Annotated in this window: 11 protein-coding genes and 1 pseudogene; 6 read left to right on the forward strand and 6 right to left on the reverse strand. The window is 73.1% G+C overall.

Annotation, left to right across the window (positions count from 1 at the left end; genetic code table 11):
* Nucleotides 1-835, forward strand: a pseudogene (locus tag VN779_RS17735) (hypothetical protein); the annotation flags it as partial.
* A 370-nt stretch (nt 836-1,205) separates the two neighbouring features.
* On the opposite strand, the gene VN779_RS17740 reads toward VN779_RS17735, so the two are convergent.
* Nucleotides 1,206-2,114, reverse strand: a complete 909-nt coding sequence (locus tag VN779_RS17740) for an FAD:protein FMN transferase (RefSeq protein WP_325724712.1) — start codon at nt 2,112-2,114, stop codon at nt 1,206-1,208.
* A 245-nt stretch (nt 2,115-2,359) separates the two neighbouring features.
* Here VN779_RS17740 and VN779_RS17745 point away from each other — a divergent pair, with 245 nt between their 5' ends.
* The 3 genes from VN779_RS17745 to ung all read left to right on the forward strand — a co-directional run bounded on the left by VN779_RS17745 (nt 2,360) and on the right by ung (nt 4,451).
* A complete protein-coding gene (locus VN779_RS17745) occupies nt 2,360-2,875 on the forward strand; it encodes a MarR family winged helix-turn-helix transcriptional regulator (RefSeq protein WP_325724714.1) in 516 nt (171 codons plus the stop codon).
* Between the two features lie 267 nt (nt 2,876-3,142).
* Nucleotides 3,143-3,421, forward strand: coding sequence for a hypothetical protein (locus tag VN779_RS17750; protein ID WP_325724716.1), 279 nt, complete (start codon nt 3,143-3,145; stop codon nt 3,419-3,421).
* Between the two features lie 328 nt (nt 3,422-3,749).
* Nucleotides 3,750-4,451, forward strand: a complete 702-nt coding sequence (ung, locus tag VN779_RS17755; protein WP_325724718.1) for a uracil-DNA glycosylase — start codon at nt 3,750-3,752, stop codon at nt 4,449-4,451.
* Nucleotides 4,452-4,641: 190 nt separating this feature from the next.
* Here ung and VN779_RS17760 read toward each other — a convergent pair whose 3' ends face one another.
* From VN779_RS17760 to VN779_RS17770, 3 genes are all read right to left on the reverse strand, one after another.
* A complete protein-coding gene (locus tag VN779_RS17760) occupies nt 4,642-5,388 on the reverse strand; it encodes a VIT1/CCC1 transporter family protein (protein WP_325724720.1) in 747 nt (248 codons plus the stop codon).
* 407 nt (nt 5,389-5,795) lie between these two features.
* A complete protein-coding gene (locus VN779_RS17765) occupies nt 5,796-6,845 on the reverse strand; it encodes a tyrosine-type recombinase/integrase (protein WP_325724722.1) in 1,050 nt (349 codons plus the stop codon).
* A gap of 144 nt (nt 6,846-6,989) precedes the next feature.
* Nucleotides 6,990-8,045 (reverse strand): glucose 1-dehydrogenase, encoded by a 1,056-nt coding sequence (locus VN779_RS17770; RefSeq protein WP_325724724.1) that lies wholly within the window; start codon nt 8,043-8,045, stop codon nt 6,990-6,992.
* Nucleotides 8,046-8,302: 257 nt separating this feature from the next.
* On the opposite strand from VN779_RS17770, the gene VN779_RS17775 reads away from it, so the two are divergent.
* On the forward strand, nt 8,303-9,238 hold the full coding sequence (locus tag VN779_RS17775; RefSeq protein WP_325724726.1) for a TIGR03619 family F420-dependent LLM class oxidoreductase: 936 nt from the start codon (nt 8,303-8,305) through the stop codon (nt 9,236-9,238).
* Between the two features lie 165 nt (nt 9,239-9,403).
* Entirely contained in the window at nt 9,404-10,141 is a 738-nt protein-coding gene (locus tag VN779_RS17780; RefSeq protein ID WP_325724728.1) for a polyprenol monophosphomannose synthase, read from the forward strand.
* 186 nt (nt 10,142-10,327) lie between these two features.
* Here the strand turns inward: VN779_RS17780 and VN779_RS17785 are convergent, their stop codons facing one another.
* Together VN779_RS17785 and VN779_RS17790 are read right to left on the reverse strand one after the other, a co-directional pair.
* On the reverse strand, nt 10,328-12,487 hold the full coding sequence (locus tag VN779_RS17785; protein ID WP_325724729.1) for a PQQ-dependent sugar dehydrogenase: 2,160 nt from the start codon (nt 12,485-12,487) through the stop codon (nt 10,328-10,330).
* A 216-nt stretch (nt 12,488-12,703) separates the two neighbouring features.
* Nucleotides 12,704-13,476 (reverse strand): oxygenase MpaB family protein (locus VN779_RS17790; protein WP_325724731.1); only part of this gene is annotated, 773 nt, incomplete at its 5' end.

Below are 13,476 nucleotides of genomic sequence, written 5' to 3' on the forward strand. Positions count from 1 at the left end.
GCAGGCGGAGCGGGAGGAGGCGGTGGCTCGTGCTGTGGCGGCGGGGGAGCGGGAGCAGGAGGCGCGGCGTGGCGCTGAGGATGCGTTGGCTCAGCGTGACGGTGCGTTAGAGCGTGCTGTGGCGGCTGAGGGGGAGGCGGCGCGGGCGCGGCAGGAGTGTGAGGCGGCCGCGGAGCGCGCGGATCAGGCTGTTGATGAGGCGAGGGAGGCTCGGGCGCAGCGCGATGACGCCGTGGCGCGTGGTGTCGCGGCTGAGGACGAGGCTCGTCGTGCGGTGGCGGCGCGTGACGCTGCGATGGGGCGGGCGTTGGCGGCGCAGCAGGAGGCGGGGCGGGAGCGGGACGCGGCCGCGCGGGCTTTGAGCGCGCAGGCTGCGGCGGTGGAGGAGGCGCGGGTCGCGCAGCAGGTGCGTGCGCAGGCTGAGGCGCAGGCCAGTGCGGCGGTGGCGACGGCTGCGGCGGAGGTTGCGGCGCGGGCGGACGCGGACGCTCGGGCGCAGGAGGCGTGGGCGCGGGCTGCGGCGGCGGAGCGTGAGCGCGGTGAGGCTGTGGCGCGGGCGCAGCGTGCTGATGCTGAGCGGGACGCTGCCCGGGCCGAGGCCGTGGAGGCGGCGGCGCGGTGGGAGCGGCAGGCCGCGGAGCTTGACCGTGAGGTGGCGAGCGTGCGGGCGTCGTTGGCCGCTGTGGCGGCGGAGCGGGACGCTGCCCGCGCGCGGGTGGACGAACTGACGGCGCGTCTGCTGGAGCTGACAGCGCCCGTGCCCGCGCCGGTCGCTGGCGGTGGCACGGTGGTTGCGCCGCGTGGTGAGACGGCCGGGGAGTCGCAGCCGGTCTGACGCATCGTCAGCGCGCCTTATCCGATAGGCCGCTGGATGTGCGGAAGCCCGCGCCGCGCGGAACCCTGGGCCGGATTGCGGGCCCGGCTGGGGTTTCGCGCCACGGGCGGCGCGGGCTTCGCGGAGTGTTGTCGTTCGCTTGGGGGAGCGTTGTCAACACGGACCGTCCGCGGTGTGCGGCCGGTATGACCATGACAGCGCTGCGGTGTGGTGGTGCGCCAGCACGCTGGGGTGGAGATCACTCGCACGGGGGACAGCGGTGTCCGGTGGAAGTCCGCCCAGGTCACAGGCAGTGTGCGTGTTCGACGAAGGGTCAGCGGATCTGATCGCCGCCACCCGCGCGGGCGCGCCAGGGCGGCAGGCGGGTACGTTACGCGGCACCGGGTGTGTCGTGGGGGTGCGGGGGCAGCGCGGGGGCGTAGCGGCGTAGTGCGGGGGTCCACCACACGCCCGTGTCGGGGTCGACTGTCAGGGACTGGTACCCGGTGCGCTCGGCGAGGGCGGTGAGCCATGCGTAGGCGTCTGCCGCAGAGGCGGCGCCGGCCAGGGCGAGGGCGGCGGTGGCGTAGCCGTCGGCGAGCGCGAGGTCCGGGCCGGTGACGGTGACCTGCACCAGCGCGGTCGCGGGCCGGTGGCTGCTCGGGTCGTAGACGTGCAGGCCGCGTTCGGCGGTGCCGGAGGTGGCCACGGCGCCCTCGGCGCGCTCGATGACGAAGAGGGTGTGGCCGGGCCGGTGCGGGTCGGTCACACCGACGCGCCACGGCGCAGCCGCGCCCGCGCCCGGTCCGGTAACCGGCTCACCCACTGAAGACCCGTCCGGTCTGTCGGGTGCGGCCGGGAGCGGTGCGGTTCCGCCGCGCACGCGCACGTTGCCGCCGGCGTTGAGGGCGTGGCGCGTGAGGCCGTGGGCGGCGAGGATGCGGCTGGCGTTCTCGGCGGCCCAGCCTTTGACGGCGCCGCTGGGGTCGAACTGCGGGGGGTCGCCGACGTTCCACGCGTCGAACGCGCCGCGGCTCTCGCGCTGCAGTTGGGCGCACAGGGCGAGCACTTCCCGGATCAGGTCGCCGTCGGGGTGCTCGGGCAGGGCGTTTAGCGGCAGGCGGCCGTCGCGGATGCGGCTGACCGGGCTGTCGGGTTTGTAGGTGGAGAAGATCTCGTCGATGCGGCGCAGGTGGTCGTAGGCGGCCTGCGCGGCGGTGGTGAAAACGCCGGGGTCGGTGTCGTCGGGGGCGGCGAGGGAGATCGCGGTGCCCATGATGTGTTCGACGGCGGTGCGCATGGCGTTGCCAGTATGGCGTCCGGGGGTGGTCGCGGTCGAGGCGCGCACTTTTGGGCGGTGTGGACGGCGCGCGAAGGCACAGGTGGCGTCGGGGTTGTTCGCAGAGCGAACGCTGTCCGCTACGCTCCGCACGGCGGCACTTCGGGCGGTGTCGCGCGGGACCGCTCGGCGTGGCGGTCCCCGAAGGAGGGCAGTTTGGCGGGCAATCCGATTCGGGAGAGGGCTGGTGCAGTTTGGGTGCGGGAGTGGCGCGTGAGCCGGGCGCGGCGACGGCGGGGGAGCCGGTGATCGCGAGCGCGGCCGACGCGGCGAACGAGCCGAGGGTGGTGGCGTTTGGGCGGCTGCTGGGCGCGGCGGGGGGCCTGGAGTACCTGCTCGGGCGGGCTATCGAGCGGGAGTTCGGGATCAGCCACGCGATGTTCGAGGTGCTGTTGTTGCTCGGGCGGGCCGGTGCGCCGCTGCCGATGCGGGAGATCTCGCAGGCGCGGGTGCTGACCACGGGCGGGGTGACGCGGCTGGTGGACCGGATGGAGGCGGCGGGGCTTGTGCGCCGCGAGGTCTCCTCGCGTGACGGCCGGGTGCATCTGGTGGCGTTGACGGCGGAAGGGGATGCGATGGCGGCGCGGGCGGCGCGGATGCATGCGTGCAACGTGCAGCGGTACATGCTCGACGCGTTGCCTGAGGCGGACCGGGAGACGGTGATGAAGGGCCTGGCGGTGCTCAGCCGTTCGGCGCGCGCCGCGCTCCCGCAGATGCCGTAGTCGGGTCGGGCGGGTCCGCGGGAGCGGGCCGCTCGCCGCGCAGCACGACACGGCCGGTCCATCGGGGCAGATCAGAGCCGTGTTGCGCCGGGTCGCGGGGGTCATGGCGCGGTGGATGTGCGCGCTCACACGGGTCCGTGGGGCCCGGTGCGGGTGTGGGGCCGGGCGGGGGACTGGCGGTTTGCCACGCCGGGTGAGCGAGGAATGCCAGACGGTGATCAGGAGGGCCGCGCCGGGTGCGCGGCGACGCCGTCAGGAGGATCGATCATGGTTCGAATCACCATGCGCCGTGCCGCCGCGCTCGCCGGCGCGAGCGCGCTGGCCGTGCTGGTTGCCGCGGGGCCCGCGCTGGCCGCGGACGCACCCACGCCGCAGACGCAGGCCGCCGCGGTCGCGGCGGGGCCGGCTCAGCAGGGCGCGTCGCAGGATCAGGCGCCGACGCCGGCCGACGGGAACACGTACGTCATCTGGTGCCACCATCACCACGAGGGTCTGGTCTCCGATCTGCTCGAAGGCGTCGGCGACCTGCTCGGCGCGTTGCTGTAACGCCGTTCGCCGCGCGGTAAGCCCCGCGCTGAACGCAGGGTGCGGGACGCAATAGGACGTGCGCGTCCCACCCACTGACCGGTGCCCGGTCCACCTCGTGCAGGCGGATCGGGCACCGGCGCATCCAACCAACGAGCCGAGCGTTGCCCGTCTGCCTCGCCGCCGCGGTCTCGTGCGGCCGGCGCTGCGCGGCCGGTGTTGTCGGCGCCGCCCGCTACGGTGGTTCCCGCAGCGACACAGAGCGCTGCGACCGGTCGCGCGCCCACGTGTTGTGGGGCAGCGGCCCGGTGCGAACCGTCGCGCGCCTCGAGGGTCGGGGCGTGCCCGCATGGGGAGGCAGACCGCCGTGCCGCTCGCCGTTCCGCAGTCCTGGCAGGATGTCCTGGCCGGGCAGACCCGGGAGCCGTACTTCGCCCAGCTCGAGAGCTTCCTGGCCGCCGAGCGCGCCGCGCACCAGGTCTTCCCGCCGGAGCCGGAGGTGTTCGCGGCGCTGGAGGCCACCGCGTACCGGGACGTGCGGGTGGTGCTGCTCGGGCAGGACCCCTATCACGACGAGGGCCAGGCGCACGGGATGTGCTTCTCGGTGCGTCCGGGGGTCAAGGCGCCGCCGTCGCTGCGCAACATGTTCAAGGAGCTGCGTGAGGACCTGGGCTGTGAGGTGCCCGCGCACGGGTACCTGGGGGCGTGGGCGGCGCAGGGGGTGCTGCTGCTCAACACGGTGCTCACGGTGCGGGCGCACGAGGCCGCGTCACACAAGGGCCGCGGCTGGGAGCAGTTCACCGACGCGGTGATCCGCGCGGTGGTCGAGCGCCCGGATCCGGCGGTGTTCGTGTTGTGGGGCGCGCACGCGAAGAAGAAGTCCGCGCTGATCGATCCGGTGCGCCACCGGGTGATCCAGGGCGCGCACCCCTCGCCGCTCTCGGCGCGCTTGTTCTTCGGCTCGCGGCCGTACTCGAAGGTCAACGCGGCGCTTGAAGAGCTCGGGTACGCGCCGATCGACTGGCAGCTGCCCGCGCTCGCCACGCCGTGACCTGCCTCGGCCGGCCGCCGCGAAAAGATCTTGGTTAACCGGTTCAACCGATCGGCGCGATAAGACGTCATATCTAGTGGGCGGTTCCGCCGAGACACGGGAAACACGTGCGGGCCGTCGCGCACACCCAGTTTGTTGTCACTGGTGTGCGCGACGGCCCGCACGCCGTTTTAGGGCAACGCACCGCGCGTCAGCCGACGTGCGAGCCCACGGCCAGGCCGATCGCATAGGTCGCCCCGGCGGCCAGAGCGCCGAGCACGAGCTGGCGCACGGCGCCGCGCAGGAACGGGCGGCCGGTGAGCCGGCTGACCACTCCGCCGCCGACGAACGCGGCCAGCGCGGAGAGCGTCAGGGCCAGCCACAGCCACGGGCCGCCGGTCAGGTAGGGCAGCAGCGGGATGAACGCGCCGACGGAGAACGCCGCGAACGAGGCGCCCGCGGCGGTCCACGCGGAGGGCAGGTCCTCGTGGTCGATGCCGAGTTCCTCGCGCACGTGCAGGCCAAGGCCCCGGTCCGGCTGCGCGGAGATCTGCTCGGCGACGCGGTCGGCCAGGTCCGCCTGCACGCCTTGGGCGCGGAAGGCGGCGGCCAGTTCCGCCTGCTCGCCGATCGGGTTGCGCGCCAGCTCCCGGCGCTCGGTCTCCACCTCGGCGCGCACCAGCTCGTTCTGTGAGGAAACCGAGACGAACTCGCCGGTGGCCATCGAGAACGCGCCGGCGACCAGTCCGGCCAGTCCGGTGAGCGCCACCGCGTGCGAGGAGACCCCGCCGGCGCCCACGCCGCTGATCAGCGAGACGTTGGTGACCAGGCCGTCCATCGCGCCGAACACGGCGGGACGCAGCCAGCCGCCGTTGACGTCGCGGTGATGGTGCGGGGGCGGCGGCGGTCCGCCGGCGCGCCCCGTCACGGCGGGCTCGCTCACAATCGTGCTGGTCATCGCACCTTCCCCCTTCACCTGTGCAGGGCGCTCGCCCCGCTGGCTGCGCGCACGGCGCACCGTGTCCACGTTAACGGAGAATACGTCGGGAATGAAATTCAGGACAGAAAGGAAAGCCTTACCTTCCGATATTCGAATAAGGCTTGCCTACCCTTTCACGGCGGCTTCGCCGCAGGTCGCGGGCTACATAGGTAACGGCACCTGACCACGCCGTGTTCCCTACCCGCCGTAGCGCGACGCACACGGACGCAGCCGCACTGCGAGGGGAAAACCACCAGCTACAACGCGCGAACCGGCGCCCTTCTTCCCGGGTTCCGGCCGGCGCCGAGCCACTCCCGAGAGCCGCACCACGCGCGCCCCAGCCGCACGCCTGCCCGGGACATCGCGGCATCCCGGGGCGGCGCGGGTCAGCCCAGGGCGGCCGCGACCAGGTGCGCCGGGTCGCGCTCCAGGCGGCGCGCGGCCCGCTGGTAGCGGCGGGTGGTGCGCGGGTCGGCGTGTCCCATCGCGTCCTGCAGGTCGTCGAGATCCGCGCCGCGCTCGGTCGCGATCGTGGCGAAGGTGTGGCGCAGCGCGTGCGGGGTCACCGCGTCCGGCTGTGGCAGACCCGCGCGTTGCGCGAGGCGGCGCACCAGCCGGAACACCTCGCCGCGGTCCACCGCGCGCCCGGAGGAGGTGGCGAACAGCGGACCGCTCAGCGCCCCCGGCTCGACCCCGGCGCGCGCCGCCCGCGACGCCAGGTAGGCGTCCAGGGCGTCGGCCGCGGACGGTGGCAGCGCGCGCTCGATCCGCTTGCCGCCCTTGCCGCGCACCGTGACCGTGCGCTGCCCGCGCGTCGCGCCGAGCGCGGCCACCTGCAGCGAGCACACCTCGCTCACGCGCACCCCGAGCTGCAGCATCAGGCGCACCATCGCGGCGTCGCGCAGCCGTGTCGCGCCGGCGCCGGCCTCGGCGGCCTGGATGATCCTGCGGGCCGCGGCCTCGTCGAGCCACGCGGTCGCCGAGTAGTCGCGGTCCACGCGCGGGCGTTCGGCGGCGGCGAACGGGTTGCGCTCGTGCAGCCCGCAGGCCACCAGGTAGCGGTACCAGGAGGAGACGGCGGCCATCCGCCGCGCGGCGCTGGTGGCCGACAGGCCCGGGGCGGTGGCCGTGCCGTCCTGCAGTGCGGCGCCGAACAGGTCGGCGTCGGGTTTGCGCGCGGTCAGCACGTGCACGCCGCGCTCGGCGCAGAACGCGCCCCAGGCGCGCAGGTCGCGGGCGTAGGCCTCGCGGGTCGTGGGTTTCTTCGCCGCCAGCCACGCGGTCGTGGCCTGTCCCAGTTCCTCGCCGTGCGGGCCGTGCCAGCCCTCGGCCGCGGCCAGCGAGCCCGCGCCGGAATGCGCCGCGCCGGACGAGGCCGTACGGGCGGGATCTGCGGGCTGCGGCGGGATCTGAAACCGCGTCACGGAACCAGACACGGCCATGATCGTACCCGCGCCCGCCGACACCCGCCGCGCGCACCCGCACTCGGGCCATGCGCCAGCGACCCCGCCCGGCGAGCCGGCGGCACGGCACCGCGCCGCCCCGCGTCCCCGCGGGCACTGCTGCTGGTTTCGCGGGCGCTACGCCTGAAGATCGATGACGACCTTCACATCGTCCGGGTGTCCCGCCTCGAACGCCTCCAACGCCCGCGCCAACGGCACCCTGCGGGTGATCAGGCGCTCGAGCCAGCCGGAGTCCGCGCGCTCCAGCGCTCCCGCCGCGTCCCGGTAGTGCCGCAGATTGGCGTTCACCGACCCGAAGATCACATCGTTGTCCAGCACGATCTCCCGGTTGATCGCGCCCGCGTCGATCGTCAGCGCCCGGCCCGAGGCCGACACCCCGGTCAGGCACACGATCCCGGCGGCCGCGTTGAACCGCAGCGCGTCGAACACCACCGCCGGCGCGCCGGTCGCCTCGATCACCACGTCCGGCATCGCCGCGCGCGCCACGCTCTCCACATCCCCGGTGTGGTAATGCGCGCCCAGTTCCCGCACCAGCTGCGGCTTAAGTCCTGCCTCGACCCGGTCGAGCACGTGCGTTTCCAGGCCGCGCTGCACCGAGAACAGCGCCGCCATCAGCCCGATCGGGCCCGCGCCGGTCACCAGCACCCGCTGCGGATCCCACCAGGCGCGCGCGGCGATCCGCTCGATCTGCTCCCAGGCCTTGGCCAGCACACTGGCCGGTTCCAGCAGCACGCCGACCTGCGCCATGCGCGGGTCCAGCCGTACCGCGTACTGCGGCTCGATGCTCCAGCGTTCGCTGGCGTATCCGTCGAGCTGCTTGATGCCGCGTTCGGTGTAGCGGCCGTTGCGGCACATGTCGAACTCGCCGCGCGCGCAGGCCCCGCACGGTTCCGGGTCGGGGCGCCGCACCACGCCCACCACCAGGTCCCCCTCGGCCAGGCCCGCACCGGGCGGCGCGGACAGCACCCGGCCGAGCGACTCGTGCCCGAGCACGAGACGGTCGCGGCCGGGCGGGGCCAGTCCGTACTCGGCGGCGGCGATCTCCCGGTCGGTGCCGCACACCCCGACCGCCAGGCCCGCCACCAGCACCTCGCCGGGCGCGGGCCGCGGATCGGGTACCTCGGTGACCTGCAGCGAATCGGCTTTGCCGGGCAACACCGTAACCGCACGCATCCTTCAACGACCTCCGCCCACCGAACCGACCGACCAGTGACCACGACAACAACGTGCCGCGTGCGCCCAGACTCACGCCGCGGCGCGGGCCGCGCGCTACGGGCGCGGCCATCCGGCTACCCGCAACCCGCCGCATCTACCGCCGTAGCGCGCCCGTGCCCGTGCACTGACAGCGCTTGCACCGGGCAGCCCGGCAAGTACGCGCGCTCCCGCGTCAAGGCCCGCAACACCACCGCGGCGGTCACTACAGTGGCGGTATGAAGATCGGATTCGGTGCGCCGGTCTCCGGCGCCTGGGCCACGCCGGAGAACCTCGCCGCGTTCGCCACCCGCGCCGAGAACCTCGGCTACGCGAGCCTGTGGACCTTCCAGCGCCTGCTGATCCCCGCCGACGGCCACGCCGACCCGCCTTACCGCAGCGTCCTGGACCCGCTGCTCGCGCTGACCTACGCCGCCGCGCACACCCGCCGCATCCGCCTGGGTGTCGCCCTGGTGAACATGCCGTTCATCGAACCGGTGTACCTGGCCAAGCAGGCCGCCACACTCGACGTGCTCAGCGGCGGCCGGCTCGATCTGGGCCTGGGCATCGGCTGGTCCCCGCTGGAATTCGCCGCCACCGGCGCCGTAGCCGAGCACCGCGGCGAACGCGCCGAAGAGTACGTGGCGGTACTGCGCGCCCTGTGGTCGCCGCACGCCGCCGAATACGCAGGCCGCTTCTACACGCTGCCGCCCAGCCTTATGCGGCCCGCGCCCGTGCAGCACGGCGGGCCGCCGATCCTGCTTGGCGGCGTCGTGCCCGCGGCGCTGCGGCGCGCCGGGCACCTGGCCGAGGGCTGGATCAGCCGCAGCGCCACCGACCTGACCCGCATCGGCGAGAGCGTCGCGATCGTGCGGCAGGCCGCGCGTGAAGCCGGACGCGACCCGGACGCGGTGCGCGTGGTCGTGCGCGGCGTGCTGCGTCCCGATCCCGACGGCGCCGGAACGCCCGGACCCGACGGGCGGCGCCTGCCGTTGTCCGGCAGCTACGCGCAGATCCGCCAGGACACCGCCGCACTCGCACACCAGGGCGTCACCGAGCTCTACTACGACCTGAACTGGGACCCGCACATCGTCACCCCCGGCACCGACACCGGTGGCGCGGCCACGGCGCGCGCCACCGAGATCCTCGAAGCCCTCGCGCCCGGCGCCGCGTGACACCCCGTCAGCACCCGTGGCCCGCCGCCGCTGGCGGCAGACCGGCACGGCCCGGCATCCCGCCCGCCCGGTGCTACACTCGCACGACTGTCACCGAACGTGATCTAGCGTCGCGCAGCGCGCAGCGCGGCGGCCGCTAGGCGCAGCTCGCCCGAGGGAACGCTCATGGCCGTGGACGCCCCGAAGGTCGTCGTCGTCGTGCCGACATACAACGAGCGGGAGAACCTGCCCGTGCTCGCCGGCCTTCTCGACGCCCTCCCGGTGCCCAACCTGCACCTGCTCGTCGTCGACGACGCCTCACCCGACGGCACCGGGGAGATCGCCGACAAGCTCGCCGCCGAGCACCCCGGCAACGTCGGCGTGCTGCACCGCACCGTCAAGGACGGCCTCGGGCGCGCCTACATCGCCGGGATGACCCGCGCGCTGGACGAGGGCGCCGACGTGGTGCTGCAGATGGACGCCGATCTCTCCCACCCGGCCGCCGTGATCCCCGCGATGCTCGAGAAGCTCGCCACCACCGACGCCGCCGTGGTCCTCGGCTCCCGGTACGTGACCGGAGGCGAGGTCGCCGCCGAGTGGCCGTGGCACCGCAAAGCCCTTTCGGCGTGGGCGAACTTCTACGTCAACACGATCCTGCGGCTGCACGTGAAGGACGCCACCGCCGGATTCAAGGCCTGGCGCGCCGCGACGCTGCGCGCCATCGACCTGCCCTCGATCAACAGCAACGGCTACTCCTTCCAAGTGGAGATGAACTACCGCACGGTGCGGCGCGGCATGAAGATCCTGGAAGTGCCGATCCGCTTCGAGGAACGCGTCAAAGGCGCCTCGAAGATGAGCTTCTCCGTGCAGCTGGAATCCGCGCTCACCCCCTGGAAGCTGCTGTTCACCCGCACCCCCCGCTAAGGCGCACCGACCCAGCGCGAACACGCCGGTTCGGCGCTGTGGCCCGCGCAGCCCCCCGGCCACGCGGACCACAGCCCCGCCCCTTCCCCTGCCTGCCGCCTTTCCTCCTCACTTCACCGGGCGCCGCCGTGCGCCAATCGATGCCGCTTAGCTCACTTCCGGTGCACTTCCCAGGTCACCTCCGGCTCAGCTCAAGCTCAGCGTCACGTGGAAGATCTGGTTGTTGCTGTTGTGCGGGACGCTGTCCTTGTCGCCGCCGTTGGAGGTGGCCAGCCACAGCCCGCCGTCCGGCGCCGGCTCCACGGTGCGCAGCCGCCCGTACGTGCCGGTGAAGAACTGCGTCACGTTCGTCAGGCTGCTGCCGCTGATCACCTCCCGGTACAGGCGCGTGCCGCGCTGGCACGCCACATACAGCACCTCGCGCACGATCGTGATCCCGCTGCACGAGCCCTGCGCCACCGGATAGGTGTGCTTCGGCGCGATGAACCCCGCCGTCCCGCACGTACCCGAGGTGCCCTCGCACGACGGCCAGCCGTAGTTGCCGCCCTTGACGATCAGGTTCGTCTCGTCCATCACGTTGTTGCCGAACTCCTGCTCCCACAGCCGGCCCTGCCCGTCGAACGCCAGGCCCTGCACGTTGCGGTGCCCGTAGCTCCACACCGCGTTGTGGAACGGGTTGTCCGCCGGGATCGAACCGTCCGGGTTGATACGCAGCACCTTGCCGTTCAGGCTCGCGGTGTTCTGCGCGTTCGCGCCGTTCTGCGCGTCGCCGGTGCCCGCGAACAGGTACTTGCCGTCGGGGCTGAAACGCAGCCGCCCGCCGTTGTGGAACTTGTTGCGCGCGATCCCGGTCAGCAGCACCTGCTCGGTGCTCGTCTGCAGCGTGTCGGTCGCCTCGTCGTACTTGATGCGCACGATCCGGTTGTCGCTCGGGGAGGTGTGCATGATGTACAGCCAGTGATCCGTGGCGAACGACGCCGGGTTGATCTCCAGCCCGGTGAGACCGCCCTCGCCGTCGGTGGACTGCACGTTCGGCACCGTGCCGATGCTCTTCTTCGCGCCGCTCTTGGGGTTGAGGTGCACGATGTCGTGCGCGTCGCGCTCGTTGAACAGGATCGTGCCGTCCGGCAGCGTCACCAGGCCCCACACCACGTCGTCGTCGGTGCCGACCTGGGTGACCTGGCACACCTGCTGTGCGGCGGAGCAGCCCGAACCGGCCGCGGTGGTCACATCCAGCACCGGGGTGCTGCCCGCGCTCTCGTTGCCGTTGGCGTCGAACGCGGTGACCTGCAGGTGGTACGTCGTGGACGGCGAGAGGCCGTCCAGTTGCGTGTGCAGCGTGTTCGCGTCGGAGGAACCGATGCGCGTCGAGGTGCCGCCGGTCACGCTGTAGACGCGGTACCCGGCGACGGCGACGTTGTCGCTCGAGGCGCTCCACGCCAGGGTGATGCTGGTGTTGCTCACCGCGGTGGTGTGCACGCCGGTGGGCACGCTCGGCGGGGTGTGGTCGCTCGATCCGGGCGTGGTCACCTGCAAGGTGGCGGAGGGCTGGGAGACGTTGCCGGCCGCGTCGCGGGCGTTGACGTAGAACCCGTAGGACACGTTCGGGCTCAGGTTCGCGCAGGTGCCCGTCAGAGTGCTGCCGCCGACCGAGGCGCACAACTGTCCGTCGTGGTAGATGTCGTACGCGCTCACACCCACATTGTCAGTGGACTTCGACCACGCGATCGTGACGCTGCTGGAGGTGTCCGACACCAGCGTCGGGGTGCCCGGGGGCGTCGGCGGGGTGGTGTCGCCGCCGCCGGTGCCGAGCGTGCCGTAGACGCCGAACTCCTGCAGCGAGTAGCCGTGTGCCGCGTCGGCGCGGCAGCGCTTCGTGCCGTACATGCGCAGGTAGCGGCCGCTTCCGCTCACTGAGGTGAGATCCTCGACTCCGCCCTTGCCCGCGGTGGTGGAGTAGATGCGTGTCCAGGCGGCGTGGTCGGGGGAGGTGTCGATCTCGTACGCGCTCGCGCAGGAGGTGTCCCACTGCAGGCGCACCCGGCTGATCTGCGCGGTGGCGCCGAGGTCGACGTAGATCCACTGCGGGTCCGAGCCGGCGGCGCTGGCCCAGCGGGTGGCCGAGTTGCCGTCGACGGCGTTCGGCGCGGGGCAGCAGCCGCCGGAGGAGGACGCGGTGACCGGTTTGCCCTGGGACAGCAGCGTCGCGGCCGCGGGCGCCGCGCTGCCGGGCGCGGCGAACGCGAACAGACCCGCTGCGGCCAGCGCCGGCGCGGCGAACGCCGCGGGCAGCAGCCGCCACAGGCGCCCGCGCGCGAGCCGCCGACTTCGATTGCGTGCAACCATCCAGACCTCCGGCTTGAGCACCCTGATCCCGATTCAAGGCGCCGCGCCGGGCGCCGCCAGGAGGAGGTCTAGTCCACCGGCGCCACACGGTCAACGAGTGGTCCTATGTTTCATCGGCGTTTTCATAGCGCCACGCGGCAATTGTTGATTCAACCCCCCGAATCCTGTTGATTCATCCGACCAGCAACCAGCAACCTACGGCCGGTGCGCCTTGCCTTATCCGTCGCGCACCGCCGCTACCCTCGCCCGCGCCTGCTGCAGGATCGGCGAGCCGCGGCGCAGCGGTGTTGGCAGCGTCACCGCCGCCGTGCGCAGCAGCCGGGCCGTGACCGCGGGCGGCACGTCCGCGCCCGGCAGTCCCGGCAGCCGATAAAGCCGCCGCGCCCAGGCCGGAAGCAGCCCGAACGCCGTGCCGCTCACCGCCAGCCACCCGGCCCGCCCGCCGTAGAGCTGCGCCTTCGCGCTCATCGGGGGCCACAGCAGGAACCGCGCGGCGCGCGCGGCCTGCTCGGTCAGCTGCAACCGCGCCCGCATGCCGGCGTAATAGTCAGCGACCTGCGACGCGCTCGCCGGCACCAGATCCGGGTCGATGTCCACCAGTTGTGCGGCCTGCACCTGCTCGCGGTAGTAGGCATCGACCTGCGCCGCGCTCAGCCGCAGTCCCGCGCGCCGCGCCGTGGACAGGAACGATTCGGCCTCCACCACGTGCACCCACAGCAGCGCTTGCGTGTCGTCGAGCCGGAAACGCTGACCGCTGTCCGGATCCTCGGCCCACAGCGCCCGGTGGATCGCCCGCACCCGCGCCGCGGCCCGCTGCGCCTGCTCACTCGTGCCGAAGGTGACGGTGTGCACGTAACGCGCGGTGCGCAGCAGCCGGCCCCACGGCGGCGCGGTCAGGTCCGAGTTCTGGGCGACCCCGGCCATCGCCCGCGGATACAACGCCTGCAGGAACAGCGCCCGCAAACGCCCGATCGCGAACACCGGGTCCG

Source organism: Actinocrinis sp. (assembly GCF_035605935.1).
Classification (GTDB): Bacteria; Actinomycetota; Actinomycetes; order Streptomycetales; family Catenulisporaceae; genus Actinocrinis.